Annotated in this window: 26 protein-coding genes; 19 read left to right on the top strand and 7 right to left on the bottom strand. The window is 35.6% G+C overall.

The window, feature by feature from the left end:
* Nucleotides 1–47 precede the first annotated feature (47 nt).
* Entirely contained in the window at nucleotides 48–2,156 is a 2,109-nt protein-coding gene (locus ACVWY7_RS10720; protein WP_000423561.1) for a polyphosphate kinase, read from the top strand.
* A 173-nt stretch (nucleotides 2,157–2,329) separates the two neighbouring features.
* On the opposite strand, the gene ACVWY7_RS10715 is transcribed toward ACVWY7_RS10720, so the two are convergent.
* Complete coding sequence (locus ACVWY7_RS10715; RefSeq protein WP_000283746.1) at nucleotides 2,330–2,566, bottom strand: hypothetical protein; 237 nt, start codon at nucleotides 2,564–2,566, stop codon at nucleotides 2,330–2,332.
* A 97-nt stretch (nucleotides 2,567–2,663) separates the two neighbouring features.
* Complete coding sequence (locus tag ACVWY7_RS10710; RefSeq protein ID WP_000724512.1) at nucleotides 2,664–3,521, bottom strand: metallophosphoesterase; 858 nt, start codon at nucleotides 3,519–3,521, stop codon at nucleotides 2,664–2,666.
* Nucleotides 3,522–3,764: 243 nt separating this feature from the next.
* Between ACVWY7_RS10710 and fadH the strand changes: the two genes are divergently transcribed.
* From fadH to ACVWY7_RS10695, 3 genes are all read left to right on the top strand, one after another.
* Complete coding sequence (gene fadH / locus ACVWY7_RS10705; protein WP_000660905.1) at nucleotides 3,765–4,529, top strand: 2,4-dienoyl-CoA reductase; 765 nt, start codon at nucleotides 3,765–3,767, stop codon at nucleotides 4,527–4,529.
* Between the two features lie 255 nt (nucleotides 4,530–4,784).
* Nucleotides 4,785–6,002 carry an EAL domain-containing protein gene (locus ACVWY7_RS10700; protein WP_000564304.1) on the top strand — a complete coding sequence of 406 codons (1,218 nt, stop codon included), beginning with the start codon at nucleotides 4,785–4,787 and terminating at the stop codon, nucleotides 6,000–6,002.
* Nucleotides 6,003–6,184: 182 nt separating this feature from the next.
* A complete protein-coding gene (locus ACVWY7_RS10695) occupies nucleotides 6,185–6,673 on the top strand; it encodes a DUF3993 domain-containing protein (protein ID WP_456523772.1) in 489 nt (162 codons plus the stop codon).
* A 114-nt stretch (nucleotides 6,674–6,787) separates the two neighbouring features.
* Here the strand turns inward: ACVWY7_RS10695 and ACVWY7_RS10690 are convergent, their stop codons facing one another.
* Entirely contained in the window at nucleotides 6,788–7,024 is a 237-nt protein-coding gene (locus ACVWY7_RS10690; RefSeq protein WP_000717880.1) for a glutaredoxin family protein, read from the bottom strand.
* Between the two features lie 233 nt (nucleotides 7,025–7,257).
* Here ACVWY7_RS10690 and ACVWY7_RS10685 point away from each other — a divergent pair, with 233 nt between their 5' ends.
* From ACVWY7_RS10685 to ACVWY7_RS10640, 10 genes are all read left to right on the top strand, one after another.
* Nucleotides 7,258–7,494 carry a YkuJ family protein gene (locus tag ACVWY7_RS10685; RefSeq protein ID WP_000055151.1) on the top strand — a complete coding sequence of 79 codons (237 nt, stop codon included), beginning with the start codon at nucleotides 7,258–7,260 and terminating at the stop codon, nucleotides 7,492–7,494.
* A 211-nt stretch (nucleotides 7,495–7,705) separates the two neighbouring features.
* The gene (locus tag ACVWY7_RS10680; protein ID WP_000440538.1) at nucleotides 7,706–7,855 is read left to right on the top strand and encodes a hypothetical protein; all 150 of its coding nucleotides are present in this window, start codon (nucleotides 7,706–7,708) and stop codon (nucleotides 7,853–7,855) included.
* 74 nt (nucleotides 7,856–7,929) lie between these two features.
* Nucleotides 7,930–8,448, top strand: coding sequence for a ribonuclease H-like YkuK family protein (locus ACVWY7_RS10675; RefSeq protein ID WP_000145447.1), 519 nt, complete (start codon nucleotides 7,930–7,932; stop codon nucleotides 8,446–8,448).
* 108 nt (nucleotides 8,449–8,556) lie between these two features.
* Entirely contained in the window at nucleotides 8,557–8,748 is a 192-nt protein-coding gene (abbA, locus tag ACVWY7_RS10670; protein WP_000817794.1) for an antirepressor AbbA, read from the top strand.
* 170 nt (nucleotides 8,749–8,918) lie between these two features.
* On the top strand, nucleotides 8,919–9,362 hold the full coding sequence (gene cbpB, locus ACVWY7_RS10665) for a cyclic-di-AMP-binding protein CbpB (protein ID WP_000623565.1): 444 nt from the start codon (nucleotides 8,919–8,921) through the stop codon (nucleotides 9,360–9,362).
* 142 nt (nucleotides 9,363–9,504) lie between these two features.
* On the top strand, nucleotides 9,505–10,389 hold the full coding sequence (locus tag ACVWY7_RS10660) for a LysR family transcriptional regulator (protein ID WP_001984809.1): 885 nt from the start codon (nucleotides 9,505–9,507) through the stop codon (nucleotides 10,387–10,389).
* Between the two features lie 71 nt (nucleotides 10,390–10,460).
* Complete coding sequence (dapD, locus tag ACVWY7_RS10655; RefSeq protein WP_000783248.1) at nucleotides 10,461–11,183, top strand: 2,3,4,5-tetrahydropyridine-2,6-dicarboxylate N-acetyltransferase; 723 nt, start codon at nucleotides 10,461–10,463, stop codon at nucleotides 11,181–11,183.
* 61 nt (nucleotides 11,184–11,244) lie between these two features.
* The gene (locus tag ACVWY7_RS10650) at nucleotides 11,245–12,375 is read left to right on the top strand and encodes an N-acetyldiaminopimelate deacetylase (protein ID WP_000301166.1); all 1,131 of its coding nucleotides are present in this window, start codon (nucleotides 11,245–11,247) and stop codon (nucleotides 12,373–12,375) included.
* A gap of 254 nt (nucleotides 12,376–12,629) precedes the next feature.
* The gene (locus ACVWY7_RS10645) at nucleotides 12,630–13,496 is read left to right on the top strand and encodes a hypothetical protein (RefSeq protein WP_001167313.1); all 867 of its coding nucleotides are present in this window, start codon (nucleotides 12,630–12,632) and stop codon (nucleotides 13,494–13,496) included.
* A gap of 83 nt (nucleotides 13,497–13,579) precedes the next feature.
* Nucleotides 13,580–14,245: a potassium channel family protein gene (locus tag ACVWY7_RS10640; RefSeq protein ID WP_000504032.1), complete on the top strand. Its 666-nt coding sequence runs from the start codon at nucleotides 13,580–13,582 to the stop codon at nucleotides 14,243–14,245.
* A 38-nt stretch (nucleotides 14,246–14,283) separates the two neighbouring features.
* Here ACVWY7_RS10640 and rnjA read toward each other — a convergent pair whose 3' ends face one another.
* Both rnjA and ACVWY7_RS10630 read right to left on the bottom strand, forming a co-directional pair.
* Entirely contained in the window at nucleotides 14,284–15,951 is a 1,668-nt protein-coding gene (gene rnjA / locus ACVWY7_RS10635; protein WP_000670368.1) for a ribonuclease J1, read from the bottom strand.
* A gap of 4 nt (nucleotides 15,952–15,955) precedes the next feature.
* On the bottom strand, nucleotides 15,956–16,168 hold the full coding sequence (locus ACVWY7_RS10630) for a DNA-dependent RNA polymerase subunit epsilon (protein WP_000576443.1): 213 nt from the start codon (nucleotides 16,166–16,168) through the stop codon (nucleotides 15,956–15,958).
* Nucleotides 16,169–16,724: 556 nt separating this feature from the next.
* Between ACVWY7_RS10630 and ACVWY7_RS10625 the strand changes: the two genes are divergently transcribed.
* Nucleotides 16,725–17,498 (top strand): Cof-type HAD-IIB family hydrolase, encoded by a 774-nt coding sequence (locus ACVWY7_RS10625; protein ID WP_000998277.1) that lies wholly within the window; start codon nucleotides 16,725–16,727, stop codon nucleotides 17,496–17,498.
* A 62-nt stretch (nucleotides 17,499–17,560) separates the two neighbouring features.
* On the opposite strand, the gene def is transcribed toward ACVWY7_RS10625, so the two are convergent.
* Entirely contained in the window at nucleotides 17,561–18,115 is a 555-nt protein-coding gene (gene def / locus ACVWY7_RS10620) for a peptide deformylase (protein WP_000957056.1), read from the bottom strand.
* Between the two features lie 146 nt (nucleotides 18,116–18,261).
* The gene (locus ACVWY7_RS10615) at nucleotides 18,262–18,408 is read right to left on the bottom strand and encodes a YjcZ family sporulation protein (RefSeq protein WP_000274562.1); all 147 of its coding nucleotides are present in this window, start codon (nucleotides 18,406–18,408) and stop codon (nucleotides 18,262–18,264) included.
* A gap of 513 nt (nucleotides 18,409–18,921) precedes the next feature.
* On the opposite strand from ACVWY7_RS10615, the gene pdhA reads away from it, so the two are divergent.
* The 4 genes from pdhA to lpdA all read left to right on the top strand — a co-directional run bounded on the left by pdhA (nucleotide 18,922) and on the right by lpdA (nucleotide 23,818).
* Nucleotides 18,922–20,037, top strand: coding sequence for a pyruvate dehydrogenase E1 component subunit alpha (pdhA, locus tag ACVWY7_RS10610; RefSeq protein WP_000536893.1), 1,116 nt, complete (start codon nucleotides 18,922–18,924; stop codon nucleotides 20,035–20,037).
* Between the two features lie 3 nt (nucleotides 20,038–20,040).
* Nucleotides 20,041–21,018: a pyruvate dehydrogenase complex E1 component subunit beta gene (gene pdhB / locus ACVWY7_RS10605; RefSeq protein ID WP_000068166.1), complete on the top strand. Its 978-nt coding sequence runs from the start codon at nucleotides 20,041–20,043 to the stop codon at nucleotides 21,016–21,018.
* Between the two features lie 92 nt (nucleotides 21,019–21,110).
* Complete coding sequence (pdhC, locus tag ACVWY7_RS10600; RefSeq protein WP_000863427.1) at nucleotides 21,111–22,400, top strand: pyruvate dehydrogenase complex dihydrolipoyllysine-residue acetyltransferase; 1,290 nt, start codon at nucleotides 21,111–21,113, stop codon at nucleotides 22,398–22,400.
* Nucleotides 22,401–22,405: 5 nt separating this feature from the next.
* Nucleotides 22,406–23,818, top strand: coding sequence for a dihydrolipoyl dehydrogenase (lpdA, locus tag ACVWY7_RS10595; protein ID WP_456523771.1), 1,413 nt, complete (start codon nucleotides 22,406–22,408; stop codon nucleotides 23,816–23,818).
* The last annotated feature ends 92 nt before the right edge of the window (nucleotides 23,819–23,910 follow it).

Genomic DNA, 23,910 nt, shown 5'->3' with positions numbered 1-23,910 from the left:
AGTAACTAAATTATAGTAAAAAAGTTTCAAGGGGAAGTGTGAAGAGAATGGAATTATCGAAGGGGAATATAGTAAATTTAAATGATACAGCTTATTACAACAATCGAGAGTTAAGTTGGTTGGCATTTAATGAACGTGTACTACAAGAGGCACAAGATGAAACGAATCCACTCTTAGAAAGATTGAAGTTTATTAGCATTTTTAGCTCAAATTTAGATGAATTCTTTATGGTACGCGTGGCAGGATTGAAGGATCAAGTAAGTGCTGGTTTTAACCAACCAGAAAATAAGGCCGGTTTAACACCAAAAAAGCAATTAAATAAAATTGCGATAAAAGCACATGAATTAATGACAGTACAATATGGTACGTTTAAAAATTATGTGTTGCCAGCGCTTGAGTTAGAAGGGATTGAGCGTTTAACATTTCATGATTTGACGAAAGAACAGAGAGAATTTATAGAAGAGTATTTTGATGAACAAATTTTCCCAGTCTTAACACCTGTGGCTATCGATGCATATCGTCCATTTCCGATGTTATTAAATAAAAGTTTAAATTTAGCTACTCTTTTATATGATGAGAAACAAGTGGAAGAAGAAAACCGCACGAAGTTAGGAATTGTACAAGTTCCTTCACTACTTGAACGTTTCATATTTTTACCGAGTGAAGGGCAAAAGCATAAATTTATTTTATTAGAAGACGTAATTAGTAGTTTTACTCATAAATTATTCACAGGATATAAAGTATCATCTGTTACTCGTTTCCGTATTACACGCAACGCGGATTTAACAATTCACGAAGAAGGTGCGAGAGATTTATTAAAGGTAATTGAAAAAGAATTAAAAAAACGTAAGTGGGGAGCTGCTGTACGTTTAGAAGTTGGCAAAGAGCATATTGATGAAAGAGTATTAGCATTGTTATATGAGGTGTTGGAAGTAAAGGATGAAGATGTATATATAATGGATGGACCATTAGATTTAACATGTCTATTTTCTTTATATAAAAAACTAGCTCCTTTATATGAACATCTAGTATATCCGGCTCTTATTCCGCAACGGCCTCAAGACTTAGGGGATGCAGAAGATGTATTTGAAAAAGCGATTGAGCATGATATTTTATTACATCATCCTTTTGAATCGTTTCAGCCAGTAGTTGATTTTGTCCGTGATGCGGCAGACGATCCGAATGTACTTGCAATTAAACAAACATTATATCGAGTAAGTGGGGATTCGCCGATCATTCAGGCGCTAAAGATAGCGGCTGAAAAAGGAAAGCAAGTGACAGTATTAGTTGAATTAAAGGCAAGGTTTGATGAAGAAAATAATGTGCATTGGGCTAAAGAATTAGAACAGGCTGGATGTCATGTTATTTACGGTGTAAGTCATTTAAAAACACATAGTAAAATTACACTAGTTGTAAGAAGAAAAAACGGAAAAATTGAAAGGTTCGTACATCTTGGAACCGGAAATTATAATGATGCAACTGCAAAGCTATATACTGATTTTGGCTATATTACATCACGAAAAGACTTTGGTGTCGATGCAACAAATTTCTTTAATTATTTGAGTGGTTATACAACAAAACCGCATTTTCATCATTTATCGGTTGCGCCATTTGATATAAGAGAGCAATTTATGGATTTAATAGATGAGGAAATCCGTTATCATAGACAATATGGAAATGGCTATATTATCGCTAAGATGAATTCATTAACTGATAAACCACTCATTAAAAAAATGTATGAAGCATCACAAGCTGGAGTAAAGGTGGAACTCATCGTTCGAGGAACATGTTGCCTACGACCTGGTATTCCAAATGTAAGTGAAAATATTCGGGTAGTTAGTGTTGTTGGGAGATATTTAGAACATAGTCGAATTTATTATTTCCATCATAATGGGGAAGAGAAAATATACTTATCTTCAGCTGACTGGATGACGCGGAATATGGAGAAGCGAGTAGAAATATCTTTCCCGATATTAGATATTGAAATGAAGGCGAGAATTAAGGCGATTTTACAGCTTACTTTAGCTGATAATGTGAAAACGCGCGAACAAAATAAAGACGGTGACTATTATTATGTTATTAATAGCGGTGCAGAAGAGATTGATAGTCAAGTGAAGTTGTTTAAGATGGCGTATCAAAACACAGATGCTGAATAATGAGAACAAAGTAAAAACCTCTTTTTAAAAAGAGGTTTTTACTTTGTTCTCTACTTATTGTATGTTCTCAAAATAGAAGCAAGAGTAGAGAGAATAGTTTTTATTGTAAGCATGTTAATGGAGTATGGATCGGTTAAGAGAGGGAATAACATTAGTAGAATTGTTGCGGTACATTAATAATAGTATGGTTGTTGACAAGGTCCACCATAACAAGGGTAAGGTGCTGGCGGTGGGAAAGGTGGTGGATATGGTGGGTAAAATGGTCTAGGACCGAAAGCTAATGCCCCGCCGAGCAGTCCACCAGCAATGCCAGCTAGAAATGGAACACCAAAAAACGGAAAGAAGCGTGAGTCGCTTACTGGACCAATAGGTGCTGAACGGACTGGGATTGGTTGATAATATGGATACATGAACAAACCTCCTTTATTGGACTCACTTTTATCATATGGTAAACGAAACATGGATGAGCGCGTACAAGAAAGGATATGTAAGAAAATAGGCGAATTATTACGAATGTTGGAGCGTGAAAATCGTAATTTCAGGTTTTGACATAAATCGGAAGGGGACACGAGTTCTTCCGAGGCCTCGATTGACATAGAGCGCTAAATCCCCAATTGTATAGAATCCTTCAACATAGTTTTGAGCAAGTGATGGAGTAACAACAGCACCTAAAAAAGGAATTTGTACTTGTCCGCCATGGCTATGACCAGAAAGTTGTAAGTTAACTGGATAGTTAGCAATTTGTGGTGCAATATCTGGCTCGTGAACAAGAACAATATTATAAGTGGTTTGCCGAGCGCGTTGCAGTGTCTTTTCTATTTTAGGTTTGCCTAGCAGTATATCATCAAGACCGAAAATGGAAATTTCACTATTATCCAGTAGACGGATTCTCTTTTCGCTATTTAGTAATAGTTCAAATCCAGATTCACGCATGATGTGTTCGTAGTACTCCGTTCCATATCCGCCGTGATCATGGTTACCATAAATAGAAAATTTACCGAAGGGTGCTTGTATATTTTTTAAAATGGATGCAACGAAAGGAGTGTCAGTATACGTTTGATAATTATCAATGAGATCGCCAGTAAAAAGAACAATGTCGGGTTTTACAGCATTAATTTTAGAAACGATTTTAGATAAATGCTGGAGAGAGAAATAGTACCCGAGATGTAAATCGCTAAATTGAAGAATCTTCATACCATGAAAACTTTTTGGTATAAGTTGTGATTTAAGTGTATGTTCTGTAAAAGAGAGTAGATGAGGCTCAATATATTTAGCGTAATAGTATCCGATGCTAGTCGTTATAAATGAATATAGACAAGTTCGCATTCCAGTTTTTAAAAAATCTCTTCTTGTAATTTTCTTCATAAAAATATGAGTATACCTATTTGGCTTATATGACATATGTTCGTTCTATTTACAGGTTACTCAAGCCTCCTTTCAGTTTATTGGAAATATATTTTAAATAATAAAAAAGTAGTATGAATTACGAAAAAACGAATGAAAAGAAACCTCTTTACGTTAAAATATCAGAAAAATTTAAAAATATAAAGATTTCTATTAAATAAAATGATAAAATGAATATGTATTCATTTTTTGGAGGGGATGTATGTGAAAGAAAAGGTAGTTATTATAACAGGTGGATCGAGCGGAATGGGAAAAGGAATGGCAACTCGTTTTGCAAAAGAAGGGGCACGAGTTGTTATTACAGGACGTACAAAGGAAAAATTAGAGGAAGCCAAGTTAGAAATTGAACAATTTCCAGGGCAAATATTAACTGTACAAATGGATGTGAGAAATACGGATGACATTCAGAAAATGATTGAACAGATTGATGAGAAGTTTGGACGAATTGATATTTTAATAAATAATGCAGCTGGGAATTTTATTTGTCCAGCAGAAGATTTATCCGTGAACGGGTGGAATTCGGTCATTAATATTGTGTTAAACGGTACATTTTACTGTAGTCAGGCTGTCGGAAAATATTGGATTGAAAAAGGTATAAAAGGGAATATCATTAACATGGTAGCAACATATGCATGGGATGCAGGTCCAGGAGTGATTCATTCGGCTGCAGCGAAGGCTGGAGTATTAGCAATGACAAAGACACTCGCTGTTGAGTGGGGACGCAAATATGGAATCCGAGTTAACGCGATCGCGCCAGGACCAATTGAACGTACGGGCGGTGCTGATAAATTATGGATTTCAGAAGAAATGGCCAAGCGCACGATACAAAGTGTTCCGCTTGGAAGGCTAGGTACGCCAGAAGAAATTGCAGGTCTAGCTTATTATTTATGTTCAGATGAAGCTGCGTACATAAATGGAACTTGTATGACAATGGATGGAGGACAACATTTACATCAATATCCATTTTAAAAGGGATAAAAAAATGAATGTTTCATTCACTTTTTTACGGTTAAATGTGACGGAATTGTGACATATGAAAGAAAAGTGTTTACAAGAGGTCATATATACGTTATATTTAAGACCTCTTTTTTCTTCATAGTAGAATTGCTAATTCCCCTTAGCATTTTACCCCTCTAATCCCTTCAGGAAAACTGAAGGGATTTTTTATTATTTTTCCGTAAATATCATGTTATAATTTTTGAAAAGTAAAGGGAGGGAAGCACGTTGATAGATGCATTAGATGTAATGAGTAACTTGGATAAAGTCCTTCCTTATTATCAAGCAATTTTTAGTGCTGATGAACATACTGTAATTGGATATGAAGTAGTAGGGCGTATTCAAACAGAAGAGGGCATACAAAGTTTAGCTTCTTTCTTTCATGATGACTCTATTCCAAGTGAGTTTCAACTAGAAGCGGATAACATTATAGTAGAAAAAGCTTTAAATCGTTATTTAGAAAGTGATCAAAAACTATTATTATTTATACATCGGAATGCTAACGTATTAATGAACGATGATGATGAAAGTTTACTTCAACTTTTATTAATGTATGAAAAACAAGGTTTAAATTTGAAAAACATTGTTTTAGAAATTACAGAACATGAATGTAAAGAAGATATAGAGCAATTTAATCATTTGCTTATGTATTATCGTACATATGGTATTCAAATTTCGATTAATAAAGTCGGAACAGGTACAAGTAATTTAGAGCGTATTAGCGTGTTAGCACCTGATATTTTAAAAGTAGATTTAACAAATTTAAGGCAAACTGCACTTTTACAATCTTATCAAGATATTTTATATTCTTTATCATTACTTGCTAGAAGAATTGGTGCGACATTGTTATATGAAGAAATAGATGCTTTTTATCAATTACAATATGCTTGGAAAAACGGTGGTAGATACTATCAAGGAAATTATTTAAAAGAATGTTTACCTGATTTTATTGAAACGAACGTTTTGAAAGAGCGACTTGGTAATGAGTGTCATCAATTTATTCAACATGAGAAGAAGAAGTTACAAAAAATTTATAATTTAACAGAAATGTTACGCGATCGAATTGGTGATGTTCTAGCGAAACAGAAAAAGAATGAAGATATAAATGATTGGTTATTACAATTTAGCCAAAGTGTATCACAGTGTAGTTTTCGCATATTTATTTGTAACGAAGATGGTTTCCAACAATCAGGAAACGTTATGAAAAAAGATGGGGAATGGATTGTGATGCCTGAGTATTACATGAAGAACTGGAGTTGGCGCCCGTATTTTCTAGAAAATATTATGAAAATGCGTTTTGAGAATAAGGCAAGACTTTCAGATTTATATGCTGATATTGAAACTGGTGAGATGGTACGAACATTTTCTTTCCCAATTGATGATGAAAACTTTTTATTTATAGATTTATCGTATGAATATTTATATGAGGAAGATGTTTTATTTTAATGCACGAAGAGATTCGTGCATTTTTTGTTTGTTTTTATCATAAATTGGTAATAGTGAAAATGGTGCTGAAAATGCTGTCTATCGTTGTAAAGATTTTACGAACGAAACGCCCCCTTTCTTTGCATAATCATTGTTACAATGAATACTACAAAGACAAGTTTTCTTAAAAGGAAGGTGAAAAAATGAGGAAATATGGAATATGGTTAATTCTATTTGTGTGCGTTGCCTTTCTAGTTGGGTATAGTGTTACAACGGTTTTAGGAAAAGAGGAAGTGAAAATTGATCGGAAAGAAGTGTTTACAACGATACAAAAGGGTTATGAAACCCAATTTTTAATTCGCGGGAAGCATTTGCCGATGAATAAGATGATAGAAACGTTATCACCATATTTTACAGAGAATTTCCTTCAAGTATTTACAGATGAAAATAGTAGAAGTGATAAACAAAGTGGTGAATATTTACTTCCAGCAAAAGAAGCACCATTCTCTTTTAATTCAGAAACGAAAATGTCATATGATGAAGAGCATAAAATTTTATATGTTTATGAGCGGGCGAAAAGTGGGCAATATCAAATTGTAACATTGCAAAGAGATCAAGGGAAATGGAAATTGGCCGGATATCATGAAAGTCAAGAACTTTTAACTGAAATAAAAAGGTTACAACAATTATAAAGTGAAACTTTAATCAATAGAGGGACATATCCCGTTGAACATTAACTCGCTACAATCGGATGTATACTTCCAAAATATAGCGGGATAAGAATAGGAATAGGTCTTTACCTATTCCTATTCTATATTAAGTAGTTGTTGTAATTTTTCAATTTGAAAACCAGCAACGACTTCACCATCAATTACAACTGTTGGAGTTGAATAAGAATCATAGTCATATAAAAGACGATTGCGCGCAGCGGCGTCTTTTTTTACGTCAAATTCTTCATATACAACGTTATTATGCTTTAAAAATTCTTTCACAATGACACATGGCGGACAATCAGGTTGTGTGTAAACCTCAATTTTTTTCATTGCAATTCCTCCTTTTTACTGTTTTTTATTATATTCTTCCAGTATAAAAATCGCAATAAAGAAGGGAAAAGATGTTCTTTCTGTTTTTTCCTTCGTATTTCGACAAATTTTTAGTTGAGTTTCTGGCCAATAACCTTTATCCTAGAGTGTGGAACATTTTTTCTGTTATGACGGATAGAATGAGTATAGCTGTAAAACCTATTGGTAGGAAGATCAGAGAAAGGAGAGATTTCATGTCTCTACTCCAAGGAATTTTAACTCGACTTGTTAGTCTACAAGAACAAGCTGAAAGCGGTGAAGTAGCACAACGCTATTTTGAAGTGAACGGTGAACGCAAATGTAGCGTGAAATTTTTCGATAAAAGTGAAATGTATGAGTTAGAAGTGTATCAACAAGGTGAAAAACCTCAAGTGTATCAATTCGATAATATCGACATGGTTGCAATTGAGATTTACGATATCATTTCTTGATACATATAAAAAAGGTGTTGCCATATGGCAACACCTTTTTTAGTTTTATTACTTTTAACATATATGTATAGGGATTTTTTATTTTTCCTACAATGGTAATAAAGCGAAATTGTAATCAGTCGTATTTCTGCGTCTTATACTGCTTATTAGCTATCGCCAATTGAGGACGCATAGTAAATAGCAGGATGAAAATAGTGAGGAGGTGTGTTATATGGAACGTTTACCAGTTGTGATTTGTCCTAACTGTCACAATTCTGCTGAGATTATTCATGTATTAACGGCTCAATCTAATCAAAATGTAATTTATACGTGCCAAGTTTGCCAATATGTAATTCGGAATATTGAAACGAATAAAGGGTAGGAAGTTATAATTTTTGTTTTTGTCCCATACAATGAAAATACGAAAAGTCTGTCTAATTGAAAGGACGTGACTATGTGACCGGTGAACATAAATTTTATAATGTTTCAGAGAGACATTTGAATTTTGATATGGTCTTTACCCGTATTTGTAATTTCATTGAAAGGGATCCACGGAATTTATATCGCTTATCTATTGGGACAGACTCACAAGCACATCAAAAGGACACGAGGTTTATTACGGCAATTCATATTCATCGTGTTGGAAAAGGAGCCTGGGGGTGTTTACACCATCAATCAGTAAAAGATAAACCAGCAACTTTACGTGAGAAAATATATTTAGAGACCCAATTTAGTCAAGAAATTGCATGCCTATTTACTCCAAATCATATACAAACGATATGGGATTTATTACATCCGTATGCTCAAGATGGGGCTGGTTTTATAATGGAAATTCACTTAGATATCGGAAATGATGGTTTAACAAAAGAATTTATTCTAGATATGACAGCGAAAATTCAAGCGATGGGGTTAACTGCAAAGATTAAGCCGGATGCTTATGCTGCGTTTAGTTATGCAAATCGTTATACGAAATAAAAAAACATTTTTATATATCTTTCATTAAAAACTGAATATTACATCTATTAAATAGGCAAAAAATTTTATATAATAGGAGTAACGATGCGAGTATAAGGAGAGGGGTATATGAAAAGGGAATTTGTTTTAACGGAAGAAGAGGAAAGTTTGTTACTAGATATTTTATTTCAACAAAATTATGCGAGTGAAATTTTAGCTGTGGAACTTACAGATATTGAGAATGGTTTAAAAAAGACAGATGTGATGCAATATAAAAAAATCACAAGGTTATTTTACAGATTAAAAAATAAAGGGTATTAAGCGCTACCGGAATGGTAGTCTTTTTTTTATGTTGTATGCTAAAATAACTGTGTAATTTTGTTTTTTACTGAAAGAATGTAAGGACAAAATAATAATATGAAAACGCTGTCATAAAATGTGAATAGAGCCGGTGATTATAAGCAGGAAAAAGGGAAAATGGGGGATGTAATATGATTAGTATTCCAAAAGACGAGTTTCAACAAATTTTTGTAAAAGATTTAATGATTTCATCAGAAAAAGTAGCACACGTTCAAATAGGGAATGGTTTAGAGCATGCTTTACTCGTACTTGTGAAATCTGGATATTCGGCGATACCTGTTTTGGACCCGATGTACAAATTGCACGGGTTAATTAGTACTGCTATGATTTTAGACGGTATATTAGGGCTAGAACGCATTGAGTTCGAAAGACTTGAAGAGATGAAAGTAGAGCAGGTGATGAAGCAAGATATTCCGGTTCTTAAGTTAGAAGACTCATTTGCAAAAGCTTTAGAAATGACGATTGATCATCCATTTATTTGCGCTGTCAATGAAGATGGGTATTTTGAGGGGATTTTAACACGTCGAGCTATTTTAAAATTATTGAATAAAAAAGTAAGGCAACATAATCGATAAAGTGAGAAAAGTGACTTCATAGAAACGGAGAAGTCACTTTTTTTTCGTGCATATCAGTTGTGTATGTATTATATTTAAAAAGATAAAAAATATAAGAGTATGTAGTTAAATTAAGGATGAAAAGCTTATTGAGATAAGGTGTATGGAAGCTAAGGAAAGAGGGAGAAAGTTGCAAATTGATGATTTTCAAATGATGGTTGTGTTAGCACAGGAATCAAATATGAGAAAAGCGGCGGAACGTTTATTTGTTTCACAACCTGCGCTTAGTCAACGATTACAATCTATGGAGAAACAATGGGGAATGAAGTTTTTTATTCGCTCGCAAAAAGGATTGACAATTACACCTGAAGGGGAAAAAGTTGCAAATTACGCAAAAGAAATGCTACAAAGGGAAGAGGATATTAAAAGTGAGCTAGCTGTTTTTAGAACAGAAACTCACGGGACGTTAAAAATAGCTGTCGCATCAGTTATTGGTCAATATTGGCTTCCTCCTGTTTTGAAGAAGTTTGTGCATAAATATCCTTCTGTGAAAATATCGTTGTTTACTGGCTGGAGTAGTGAAGTGCAAAAGCAATTTTATGAAGGAGACGTTCATGTTGCTATATTGAGAGGAACACAAGAATATAAAGGCCAGAAGCAACAATTATTTGAAGATGAACTTTATTTAGTGGATAAAGAAATAAAAGATATTTCGATGTTAAAAGAAACAAATAGACCATTTATTCAATTTAAAAGTGACTCAACTTATTATGGACAAATACAAAATTGGTGGTATGGTTTATTTTCTAATCCACCTAAGAGAACAATTGTCGTTGATCAAATTGAGACTTGTAAACAACTCGTTTTAAATGGCATAGGCTACGCGCTTTTACCTTCTACTGTTTTAAAAGAAGTACAAGAAAATATGTATAAAACACCTGTTCAATTAACGAGAGAAACATGGTTATTGACGAGTGAATCAGCTAGACAATTGAAGCAAGTACAAGCATTTTTAGAAATTATAGAAGAAATTCAAATGGAAAAATAGGATTATTATCTTGCTACTCGCTCTATCGTTTGGTAGAGTAACATTATAAATGGATTTAGGAGGCAACAAGAATGAAAATGATGGACGCTAACGAAATTATTTCGTTTATTCAAAAAAGTGAAAAGAAAACTCCTGTAAAGGTATACATAAAAGGGGATTTAAAAGAAGTAACATTCCCTGAAACAGTACAAGCATTTGTAAATAAAAAGTCTGGTGTATTATTTGGAGAATGGTCTGAAATTAAGACAATTCTAGATGAAAATAGCAAATACATTGTTGATTACGTTGTTGAAAATGACCGTCGTAATTCTGCAATTCCAATGCTTGATTTAAAAGGTATTAAAGCTCGTATTGAGCCAGGTGCGATTATTCGTGACCACGTTGAAATCGGCGACAACGCTGTTATTATGATGAATGCAACAATTAACATCGGTGCTGTAATTGGTGAAGGTTCTATGATCGACATGAACGCGGTACTTGGTGGACGTGCAACTGTTGGTAAGAACTGTCACGTAGGTGCAGGTGCAGTACTTGCAGGCGTTATTGAGCCACCTTCAGCAAAACCAGTTATCGTTGAAGACGATGTTGTAATTGGTGCTAACGTAGTTGTGTTAGAGGGAGTTACAGTAGGGAAAGGTGCAGTTGTAGCAGCAGGAGCTGTTGTAACAGAAGATGTACCTCCATATACAGTTGTTGCAGGTACTCCAGCACGTGTAATTAAAGAAATTGATGAGAAGACAAAAGCAAAAACTGAAATTAAACAAGAGCTTCGTCAATTAAACCCAGAGAAATAAAAACATAAAAGCGTAAGAGCATAAACAGGCTCTTACGCTTTTTATAGATAGAGGTGCAAAAATGGCAGTAAGCAAATTCGTTCAAATTCGTAGAGACTTACACAAAATACCGGAAATTGGATTTAAAGAGTGGAAAACACAACAGTATATTTTAGATTACATAGGAACGCTTTCGAACGAACATGTGGAAGTGAAGGTATGGAGAACGGGTGTCATTGTTAAAGTAAAGGGGAAAAATCCAGAAAAAGTTATAGGGTATCGCGCAGATATAGACGGTTTACCAATTACAGAGGAAACTGGATATGAGTTCGCTTCTGTTCATGAAGGAATGATGCATGCATGCGGACACGACTTACATACAACAATTGGTTTAGGCCTTCTAACAGCAGCTGTAACAGAAAGAATAGATGATGACCTTGTATTTCTATTCCAACCAGCTGAAGAAGGGCCTGGAGGGGCTCTTCCTATGTTAGAGAGCGAAGAGTTAAAAGAATGGAAGCCGAATATAATTCTCGGTCTTCATATTGCACCTGAATACCCTGTAGGAACAATTGCTACAAAAGAGGGGCTATTATTTGCAAATACATCAGAATTATATGTTGATTTAAAGGGGAAAGGTGGACATGCAGCTTACCCTCATACTGCAAATGATATGATTGTCGCAGCTAGTCACCTTGTTACACAGCTTCAGTCCGTTATTAGTCGTAATGTAAACCCACTTGATAGTGCAGTAATTACGATTGGGAAAATAACAGGCGGTACAGTTCAAAATATCATAGCAGAAAAGTCTCGATTAGAGGGAACAATCCGAACGTTATCAGTGGAATCAATGAGCCGTGTTAAAAGTAGGATTGAGGCAATTGTTGCAGGTATAGAAGCTTCCTTCCAATGTGAGGCCGTTATTGACTACGGAGCGATGTACCATCAAGTATACAACCATGAAGCATTAACGAGAGAGTTTATGCAATTTGTAAGTGAACAAACTGATATGAAAGTAATTACATGTACTGAGGCAATGACAGGTGAAGATTTTGGTTATATGCTTCAAGAGATTCCTGGATTTATGTTTTGGCTTGGGGTAAATTCAGAATATGGTTTACATCACGCAAAATTAAGACCAGATGAAGAGGCTATTGAGAAAGCTATCGTATTTTTAGATCAATATGTGAAGTGGAAGGGAACTAGAAAGTAAACTTGCTCGCCAACTATGTAACAATTTAAAGTTGGTATTTGTTAGTTTCAAGGTGAAAACATCTTTCATATTTGTTTTGGATACACATCGGCATACAAATGGATAAAATAATGAGCAGTGGTTTTGAGCCGCTGCTCATTATTCATTATCGCTTATTGAGAAGATGATTAGTTAACTAGCTTATATATGTTTACATTTTGTGTGGAAAGTGTGTAAAATCAAGGTGAAACATAGAAAAAAGGGTGGGGAATTACGTGCAAATTAGCAGTGCAATTTTATGTTTTGTCTTATATGCATATGTTATTATTGCGGCGGTTTATTTTGGGATAAGTTTTTACGCCTATCGTTTAGCGAATAATAATGAATATGAAGAGACATACAACTGGGTGAAAAGGTATTTATCACCTGTACTAGAAATTATGAATGGGTTTGTTCTTTTTTTATTTATTGGATTAATTGCTTTTTCAACGAGCTTAGTAGGAAATAAAACTACATTATTTGTACTAGGTATCATTATTTTTATGCTGTTAGGAATACGGATTGGTAATACAGTATTTTGGAATGAGAGAAAAGTAGATGGTTGGACGGGAATGTTAATCCCGTGTATGCTAGCTGCTATCGTCACGAATATAGAACATGAATATTATCAGTTGCATTTTTGGCTCATAATTGTTTTAACAATTCTCTCTGTTTTATATATAAGTACGGTTGTGCTAACATACATTGCAAATGAAAAGGGAGATGTAAAAGGTACGCACTTCTTTAGAGGGCGTGCATTGTTATGGAGCGTACCAACGATGGCTGTTATAGGGATTATTGCGATATTAGTAAATGGGTATCAATTTACGAATTGGCAACTATTTTTAGAAAATTGGTGGATTTTTATTCTTTCGTTTATCGCTTTTTTAGGTGCAACGCATTATTTATTCCATCAACACCATTATATATTGGCATTGCTATTCGCATTTACACAACTATTATTTGCTTTCTTCGGACAAGAAACGTTATTATTCGTTTTTGAAACGTTTAGTTCATTTGGAAACATATTTGTATTTGGTATGTTAATTTTCAGTATCGCATTTTATTTACAACAGTATTTCTATATGCAAAAACAAAAATAAGAATGATATACAGGTTTTTGTAGCAAATCTAAAGTATGTTACAATAAAAATACATAGTATTCGATGTTATTGGAGGAATTCCTGTGGGTGAAAAAGAGAAAGAATTTGCTGTCATTGGGCTTGGGCGTTTTGGTGGAAGTATTTGCCGGGAACTTGCTCAATTAGGTATGGAAGTAATGGCAATTGACTCTGATGAGGATAAAATTAATGAGTTTGCAAATATAGCTTCGCATGCTGTAATTGCAGATTCAACAGATGAGATGGTATTAAAAAGTCTTGGTATTCGTAATTTTGATCATGTAGTTGTTGCTATTGGAGATAACTTAAATTCAAGTATTTTAACAACATTAATTCTGAAAGAGTTAGGTGTAAAAAATATTACTGTAAAAGCTCAAAATGATTACCATGAAAAAGTATTAAGTAAAATAGGGGCAGATCACATTGTGCATCCAGAGCGTGATATGGGAAAAAGGATTGCTAATAATATTGCATCAAGTAATGTGTTAGACTACCTTGAGCTTTCAGATGAGCATAGTATTGTAGAGATTATTGCAAATAAAAAAATTGATGGGCATTCTTTAATTGAATTAGATATTCGTGCGAAGTTTGGATTGAATATTGTAGCAATTAAACGTGGAAAAGAAGTTATTGTATCTCCTCGAGCTACGGAAAATATTCAAGCGGGAGATATATTAATTGTAATTGGTCATGACGATGAAGTAGATCGTTTCAAGCACTTTTTAAGATAAGAGAAAAGGACAATACCATAAAGGTATTGTCCTTTTTCTTATATTTCCATAATGATTGGTAAAATCATTGGGCGACGTTTCGTTTTCTCATATAGGAATGGTGCTAATGTGTCTGTAATTTCATTTTTAATTTCAGACCATTGTGTTGTTTTACGTTCCATTACTTTTTCTAAATGAGTTGTAATTAATGTTTGAGCATCATTAATTAAATCACTACTTTCGCGCATATAAACGAAACCACGTGAGATAATATCAGGCCCTGCTGCAACTTTAAATTCTTTCATATCAATGCTTACAACTACAATAACAAGTCCTTCTTCAGAAAGGATACGACGATCGCGTAATACGATATTACCGATATCTCCAATACCATTTCCGTCAATATAGACAGATCCAGATGGTATTTTACCAGCTACACTTGCTTCATCTGAACGTAAGGCAAGAACATCACCATTATCCATAATGAAACAATTTTCTTCTGGAATACCACAATCATTTGCTAACTTCATATGCATACGTTGCATACGATATTCACCGTGAATTGGCATGAAATACTTCGGTTTAATTAGACGAAGCATTAGTTTTTGTTCTTCTTGTCCACCGTGTCCACTCGTATGAATGTTTGACAGTTTTCCGTGGATTACATCAGCACCCGCACGGTACAACATATTAATTGTACGGCTTACACTAATTGTATTACCAGGGATTGGTGAAGAAGAGAAAACAACCGTGTCGCCAGGAATGATTTGAATTTGACGATGAGTACCATTAGCAATACGTGAAAGTGCTGCCATTGGCTCCCCTTGACTACCTGTACATAAAATAACAACTTTATTAGCTGGTAGACGATTTAATTGAGATGCATCTATGAATGTATCTTTCGGACAGCGAATATAACCGAGGTTTTGTCCGATTTCAATCGCTGCTTCCATACTTCGGCCAAATACAGCCACTTTACGATTATTTTCAACAGCCGCTTCAACAACTTGTTGCAAACGATGGATATTTGATGCAAAGGTTGCGAAGATAATACGACCTTCTACTTTGCGGAAAATATCTTGAATACTATCACCAACACGGCGCTCAGACATTGTAAAGTTTGGAACTTCACTGTTTGTACTGTCAGATAGGAGACAAAGTACACCGTCTTTTCCGATTTCAGCCATTTTTGTTAAGTCCGCTGGTTCACCAACTGGTGTGAAATCAAATTTGAAATCTCCAGTATGAACCACTTGTCCTTGAGGTGTTTTCACAACAACTCCGTATGAATCTGGGATACTGTGAGTTGTACGGAAGAAGGAAACAGATGTCTTTTTAAATTTAATAACATCATCTTCTTGAATTTCATAAAGTTTTGCTTTACGAAGTAATCCGTGCTCTTCTAATTTGTTTTTGATTAGTGCAATTGCTAATTTTCCGCCATAAATTGGAATGTTCACTTGACGTAATAAGTAAGGAATTCCACCGATATGATCTTCGTGACCATGTGTAATGAATAATCCTTTAATTTTATCTTCGTTTCGCACAAAATAAGTGTAATCTGGTATTACATAATCGATTCCGAGGAGTTCGTCTTCTGGAAATTTAATTCCAGCGTCAATTATAATAATTTCATCTTGAAATTGAACAGCATATGTATTTTTACCGATTTCACCAAGGCCACCTAAAGCAAAAACGGCTGCTTGATCATTCTTTAGAAATTTCATATGACTATACGATTTCCGCTAATGTTAAATCAGCGTTTGCTTTTTCATATTCAAGATGATTGCCAGTCACAGACTGAACGAATTCGATATTATATGCGAACTTATTTAATTTTGTACGAACATCCTTCTCAGACGTAGCCTCTAAATATAAAACTTTTGTATTTTCACGTACTGGAACCTCAGTCATTTTTTCTTGATAAAATACTTTAAAAATCATTTGGAAAACCTCTCCTTGTCTATGTTTTGCATTATCTGTTACTTATTATAAAGCAAACAGTCACGATTTTCATGTTTTTTCGAATGAGAATGAAGAAAAAGCCCGAAATGGGCACAATTTAAGCGATCGTCTTTTTACGGACTAGATCTTTTAAATAACGCTTAAGCTTTTTCTTCAGCTTCTTCAGCATGATTACTCCTTCCTTTCCTTATTTTAAACATGCATATTACTAGTGAAAACGCCGTCTCTGATATAAGAAAGAAGACAAAAGTGAATGTTGAATCTTGAATCTTGTCTTTTCTCATACAGGGAAAGTTATTCTTATAGTAACGATTAGTAGCCGTTAGTTATAGATATAGTATGAGAAAGAATAGAAAAGAAAATTCATACGAACAAGTATCCACATTTTTTTACTAATATATATATGCAGGTTTCATAAATAAGGTCAGAAAGTGAACGCTTTCTTCACAGATGTTTAATATGTTATACTTTTTTTTAGCATTTGAAAAGCGATAATCAAAATAGGAATATACAGTAACAGAAAGGATTTTGACAAATGAATGATAAAATTGTCTTTTTTGATATTGATGGAACATTATTAGATCATGATAAAAAAATTCCGCAATCTACACGAGATGCAGTAAAACAGTTACAAGAGAAGGGCGTACATGTAGCAATTGCGACAGGACGTGCTCCATTTATGTTCGAAGATATTCGTAAGGAACTTAATATCCACAATTATGTTAGTTTTAATGGACAGTACGTTGTATTTGAAGATGAAGTAGTATTTAATAATCCATTACATCCAGCTGCTCTACATAAATTTACTCAGTTTGCAAAACAAGAAGGATATCCGCTTGTATATCTTGATCATCAAGAAATGAGAGCATCAGTGGAATATCATGATTATGTGAAAGAAGGCTTTGGTAGCTTAAACTTTGAGCATCCAGCATATGAACCTAATTTTTATGAGAAACGTAATATTTATCAAACGCTTCTTTTCTGTGAAGTGAATGAAGAAGAAAAGTTTATAAATCAGTACCCAGACTTTCATTTTATTCGCTGGCATGCGTATTCAATGGATATTATTCCAAATGGTGGTTCTAAGGCAAAAGGGATTGAGAAATTCATTGAAAAATTAGGATTTAACCGTGAACAAGTGTATGCATTTGGGGATGGCTTAAACGATTTAGAAATGATTGAAGCGGTTGGAACAGGTATTGTGATGGGAAATGGTCATGAAGACTTGAAAAAACTTGCAAATCATGTGACAAAGGATGTTAGTGAAGACGGCATATATCATGGATTAAAATGGGCTGGATTATTATAAGTGGATATGGAACCCATTTCATAATAAAAAAAGGCGGAGGATTATCTTCCGCCTTTTTTTTATTATCGCTCCAGAGGTTTTGAACCGTCAGGAGCAGCAAATGGATTTTCTTTATTAATGTGGTCATAGAACATAACACCATTTAAATGGTCAATTTCATGTTGGAATACAATTGCTGGTAAACCTTTTAAACGTAATTTTACTTCTTCGCCGTTGATAGAAGTTGCTTTCACTGTAATTCTTGTGTAACGAGGTACATAACCAGGTACTTCACGGTCCACTGATAGACAACCTTCACCACTTTGTAAATATGTACGTTCAACAGAATGGCTAATGATTTTTGGATTGAATAATGCATGACTATATAACGTACCGTCCGTATCTGTTACGTGAACTGCAATCATTTTCTTTGAAATACCGATTTGCGGAGCTGCTAATCCGATTCCAGGGCGTAAACTATATTTTTCAGCCATTTCAGGATCTTGGCTATTTATTACAAATTCAATCATTTCTTTAAGGGTATTTGTATCTTCTTCGCTCGCTGGTATTACTACCTCTTCTGCAACGTTTCGCAAAATAGGATCTCCTTCGCGAATTACATCTTTCATTGTAAGCATATGTAATCTCTCCTTTCTCCTTTAGTCTACCAAAGGAGATGGAAAAAGTCATCGACAAGTAAGGGAAAGATAGGTCGGTTATGTAGGAATAAAAAGAAACAGACGGCAGAGCCGTCTGTTTCTTTCCATAGTTGTTTCATTTTACATTAGCGAATGCAAGCAGCACCAACGATAATTAAAAGAATAAACAACACAACGATTAAGGCGAAGCCGCGTCCAGACCCGCCACAAGAACCGCCATAACCGTAGGAAGGATATGAACAAGTTGGATAGCAATATGAGTATCCGTACATGAGATGACCTCCTTTATCATTTCCCGCTAATACTGCGGTTACTATAATGTATGGAGGGAAGGGTAGAAATGTATGGGTAATTACCTATAAAAGGAAGAAGAGTTTGTATATTTTTGCTAAGAAGAGAGAAAAACTAAAGAGAATTAAATCGTTTACATATTATTCTAAGAGAAAAAACAAGTTAAAAAGGGAATAATATAACAGTAGGTTAATGCTTACTAATACAGATGTGAAAAATAAAAACACGTTTGTGTAGAAGAAACCTGCAGATTATTTATAAAAAAACGTATTCAAAGTAATTGACATCGTAATTAGAATAGTTGTAAACTAAAAAACGTGATCAAGATTGTATTAATATGTTTCTGAAAAAACATTAGTACAGATTGTTAGGTACACAAAATTATTCTCAACTGACAAATAAATTTGTTGGTTTACATTGTTGCGTTTTCCACCTAGCTAATAGATAGTGAAAGCGTTTCAGAATATGGTTCAAGAGAGGAAGAGGTGAACGGAATGGGTACTAAAACAAAAAAGACCCTATTTAATGTTGATGAGCAAATGAAAGCTATCGCAGCTCAATTTGAAACATTACAAATTTTAAATGAAAAAGGCGAAGTTGTGAATGAAGCAGCTATGCCTGAATTATCTGATGATCAATTAAAAGAATTAATGCGCCGTATGGTGTATACTCGCGTACTAGATCAACGTTCTATTTCTTTAAACCGTCAAGGACGTTTAGGTTTCTACGCACCAACAGCTGGACAAGAGGCTTCTCAATTAGCAAGTCATTTCGCACTTGAAGCAGAAGATTTCATCTTACCAGGATATCGTGATGTGCCACAATTAGTATGGCACGGTTTACCATTATACCAAGCATTCTTATTCTCTCGTGGACATTTCATGGGTAACCAAATGCCTGAGAACGTAAATGCACTTGCTCCACAAATTATCATCGGTGCGCAAATCATCCAAACTGCTGGTGTTGCGTTAGGTATGAAATTACGTGGCAAAAAATCTGTTGCAATTACTTACACTGGTGACGGTGGTGCTTCACAAGGTGACTTCTACGAAGGTATGAACTTTGCGGGTGCATTCAAAGCTCCAGCAATCTTCGTTGTACAAAACAACCGTTATGCTATCTCTACTCCAGTAGAAAAGCAATCTGCAGCTAAAACTGTAGCACAAAAAGCAGTAGCAGCAGGTATTTACGGAATTCAAGTAGACGGTATGGATCCATTAGCTGTATACGCAGCAACTGCTTTCGCTCGTGAGCGTGCAGTAAATGGTGAAGGTCCTACTTTAATCGAGACTTTAACATTCCGTTACGGTCCACATACAATGGCTGGTGATGACCCAACTCGTTACCGTACAAAAGATATCGAGAACGAATGGGAACAAAAAGATCCAATCGTACGCTTCCGTGCATTCTTAGAAAACAAAGGCCTATGGTCTCAAGAAGTTGAAGAGAAAGTAATCGAAGAAGCTAAAGAAGATATCAAACAAGCAATTGCTAAGGCTGACCAAGCTCCAAAACAAAAAGTTACTGATTTAATGGAAATCATGTACGAAAAAATGCCTTACAATTTAGCTGAACAATATGAAATTTACAAAGAAAAGGAGTCGAAGTAAGCCATGGCTCAAATGACAATGATTCAAGCAATCACTGATGCTTTACGCGTTGAAATGAAAAATGACCCTAACGTACTTGTGTTTGGTGAAGACGTTGGTGTAAACGGCGGTGTATTCCGTGCTACTGAAGGTTTACAAGCTGAATTCGGTGAAGACCGTGTAATGGATACTCCACTTGCAGAGTCTGGTATTGGTGGACTTGCAGTTGGACTTGCACTTGAAGGATTCCGTCCAGTTCCAGAAATCCAATTCTTCGGTTTCGTTTATGAAGTAATGGATTCAATTTCTGGTCAATTAGCTCGTATGCGTTACCGTTCTGGTGGACGTTGGACTGCTCCAGTAACAGTTCGTTCTCCATTCGGTGGTGGCGTTCATACTCCTGAACTACATGCTGATAGCTTAGAAGGTTTAGTGGCTCAACAACCTGGTCTAAAAGTTGTTATTCCGTCTACTCCATACGATGCAAAAGGTCTTTTAATCTCTGCGATTCGTGACAACGATCCAGTTATCTACTTAGAGCATATGAAATTGTACCGTTCATTCCGTCAAGATGTACCAGAAGGCGAATACACAATTGATTTAGGTAAAGCTGATATCAAACGTGAAGGTACAGATGTATCTGTTATCGCTTACGGTGCTATGGTTCACGCTGCATTAAAAGCTGCTGAAGAACTTGAAAAAGAAGGTATCTCTTTAGAGGTTGTTGACTTACGTACAGTTCAACCATTAGATATCGAAACAATCATCGCTTCTGTTGAAAAAACAGGCCGCGTAGTTGTAGTTCAAGAAGCTCAAAAACAAGCTGGTATTGCAGCTAACGTTGTAGCGGAAATTAACGACCGTGCAATCTTAAACTTAGAAGCTCCAGTTGTACGTGTTGCAGCTGCTGATACAGTATTCCCATTCTCTCAAGCTGAGAGCGTATGGTTACCGAACCACAAAGATATTGTTGAAGCTGTTAACAAAGTAATGAACTTCTAATTTTTACTTATTCATGTGCAAAAGAAATCAGCACATGCTGATTTCTTTTGCCATATTCCATAATAAAGAAATGAATCAGGGGGCTGAATTCCGTGGCATTTGAATTTAAACTACCAGATATCGGTGAAGGTATCCACGAAGGTGAAATCGTAAAATGGTTTATTAAACCAGGCGACGAAGTAAACGAAGACGACGTACTTCTTGAAGTACAAAATGATAAAGCAGTAGTAGAAATTCCTTCTCCTGTTAAAGGTAAAGTACTTGAAGTACTTGTAGAAGAAGGTACGGTTGCAGTAGTTGGAGATACATTAATTAAATTTGATGCTCCAGGATACGAAAACCTTAAATTTAAAGGCGACGATCATGACGAAGCTCCTAAAGCTGAAGAAGCAAAAGAAGAAGCTCCTAAAGCTGAAGCTACTCCAGCAGCAACTGCAGAAGTAGTAAATGAGCGCGTAATCGCTATGCCATCTGTTCGTAAATATGCTCGTGAAAACGGCGTAGACATTCATAAAGTAGCTGGTTCTGGTAAGAACGGTCGTATCGTAAAAGCTGACATCGATGCATTTGCAAATGGTGGACAAGCAGTAGCAGCAACTGAGGCTCCAGCAGCAGTAGAAGCTACTCCAGCAGCAGCGAAAGAAGAAGCACCAAAAGCACAACCAATCCCAGCTGGTGAATATCCAGAAACTCGTGAGAAAATGAGTGGTATCCGTAAAGCAATTGCGAAAGCAATGGTTAACTCTAAACATACAGCTCCTCACGTAACATTAATGGATGAAGTAGATGTAACTGAACTTGTTGCTCACCGTAAGAAGTTCAAAGCTGTGGCAGCTGACAAAGGTATTAAATTAACTTACCTACCATACGTTGTTAAAGCTTTAACATCTGCATTACGTGAATACCCAATGTTAAACACTTCTTTAGATGATGCTTCTCAAGAAGTAGTTCATAAACATTACTTCAACATCGGTATCGCAGCTGATACAGACAAAGGTCTATTAGTACCAGTTGTTAAAGATACAGATCGCAAGTCTATCTTCACAATTTCTAACGAGATCAATGATCTTGCTGGTAAAGCACGTGAAGGTCGTTTAGCTCCTGCTGAAATGAAAGGCGCTTCTTGCACAATTACAAACATTGGTTCTGCAGGTGGACAATGGTTCACTCCAGTTATCAACCACCCAGAAGTAGCAATCCTTGGTATCGGCCGTATCGCTGAGAAACCAGTTGTGAAAAACGGTGAGATCGTTGCAGCTCCAGTATTAGCATTATCTCTAAGCTTTGACCATCGTTTAATTGACGGCGCAACTGCTCAAAAAGCATTAAACCAAATTAAACGTCTATTGAATGACCCACAATTATTAGTAATGGAGGCGTAATAACAATGGTAGTAGGAGATTTCCCAATTGAATTAGATACAGTCGTTGTTGGTGCAGGTCCTGGTGGATACGTTGCGGCAATTCGTGCAGCACAATTAGGTCAAAAGGTAGCAATTATTGAAAAAGCTAACCTTGGTGGCGTATGCTTAAACGTTGGATGTATTCCTTCAAAAGCGTTAATCAATGCAGGTCATCGTTATGAGAATGCAATGCATTCTGATGACATGGGTATCACTGCAGAGAACGTAAAAGTTGACTTTACAAAAGTTCAAGAATGGAAAAACGGCGTAGTTAAGAAATTAACTGGCGGTGTTGAAGGCCTTCTTAAAGGTAACAAAGTTGAAATCATTCGCGGTGAAGCTTACTTCGTAGATGCTAATACATTACGCGTTATGACTGAAGAGGCAGCTCAAACTTATACGTTTAAAAATGCTGTTCTTGCAACTGGTTCTACACCAATCGAAATTCCAGGATTCAAATACTCTAAACGTGTTATCAACTCTACAGGCGCTTTAAGCTTACCTGAAATTCCTAAAAAACTTGTTGTAATCGGCGGCGGTTACATCGGTATGGAATTAGGTACTGCATATGCTAACTTCGGTACAGAAGTTACTGTAGTAGAAGCTGGCGACGAAATCTTAGCTGGTTTCGAAAAAGCTATGAGCTCTGTTGTTAAACGTGCTCTACAGAAAAAAGGTAACGTAAATATCCATACAAAAGCTATGGCTAAAGGCGTTGAAGAAACAGAAACTGGCGTAAAAGTTAGCTTTGAAGCTAAAGGTGAAATCCAAACTGTAGAAGCAGATTACGTATTAGTAACTGTAGGTCGTCGTCCAAACACTCAAGAAATCGGTCTTGAGCAAGTTGGAGTTAAAATGACTGACCGCGGCATCATCGAAATCGATGAGCAATGTCGTACAAACGTACCAAACATCTATGCAATCGGTGATATCGTTCCTGGACCACCATTAGCTCACAAAGCTTCTTACGAAGGTAAAGTAGCTGTAGAAGCAATTAGTGGCCATGCATCAGCTATCGATTACATCGGAATTCCTGCAGTATGCTTCACTGATCCAGAATTAGCATCTGTTGGTTACACTAAGAAACAAGCTGAAGAAGCTGGAATGACTGTAACTGTATCTAAGTTCCCATTCGCTGCTAACGGTCGTGCATTATCATTAAACAGCACTGACGGTTTCTTACAACTTGTAACACGTAAAGAAGATGGTCTTCTTGTAGGTGCTCAAGTTGCAGGTGCAGGCGCTTCTGATATTATTTCTGAGATTGGTTTAGCTATCGAAGCTGGAATGACAGCAGAAGATATCGCTCAAACAATCCACGCTCACCCAACATTAGGTGAAATCACAATGGAAGCAGCTGAAGTTGCTCTTGGAATGCCAATTCACATTGTAAAATAATTTAAGTAATGAAAATAGCCCATCTCTTTAGAAGAGATGGGCTATTTTTTATTTTAATAAACTGGCTTACAAGGTCTTGATATGTACTTGTC

Source organism: Bacillus sp. TE9106W (genome assembly GCF_054062215.1).
The sequence above is the reverse complement of the archived record's forward strand: the minus strand, read 5'-3'. Positions and strand labels throughout refer to the sequence as shown.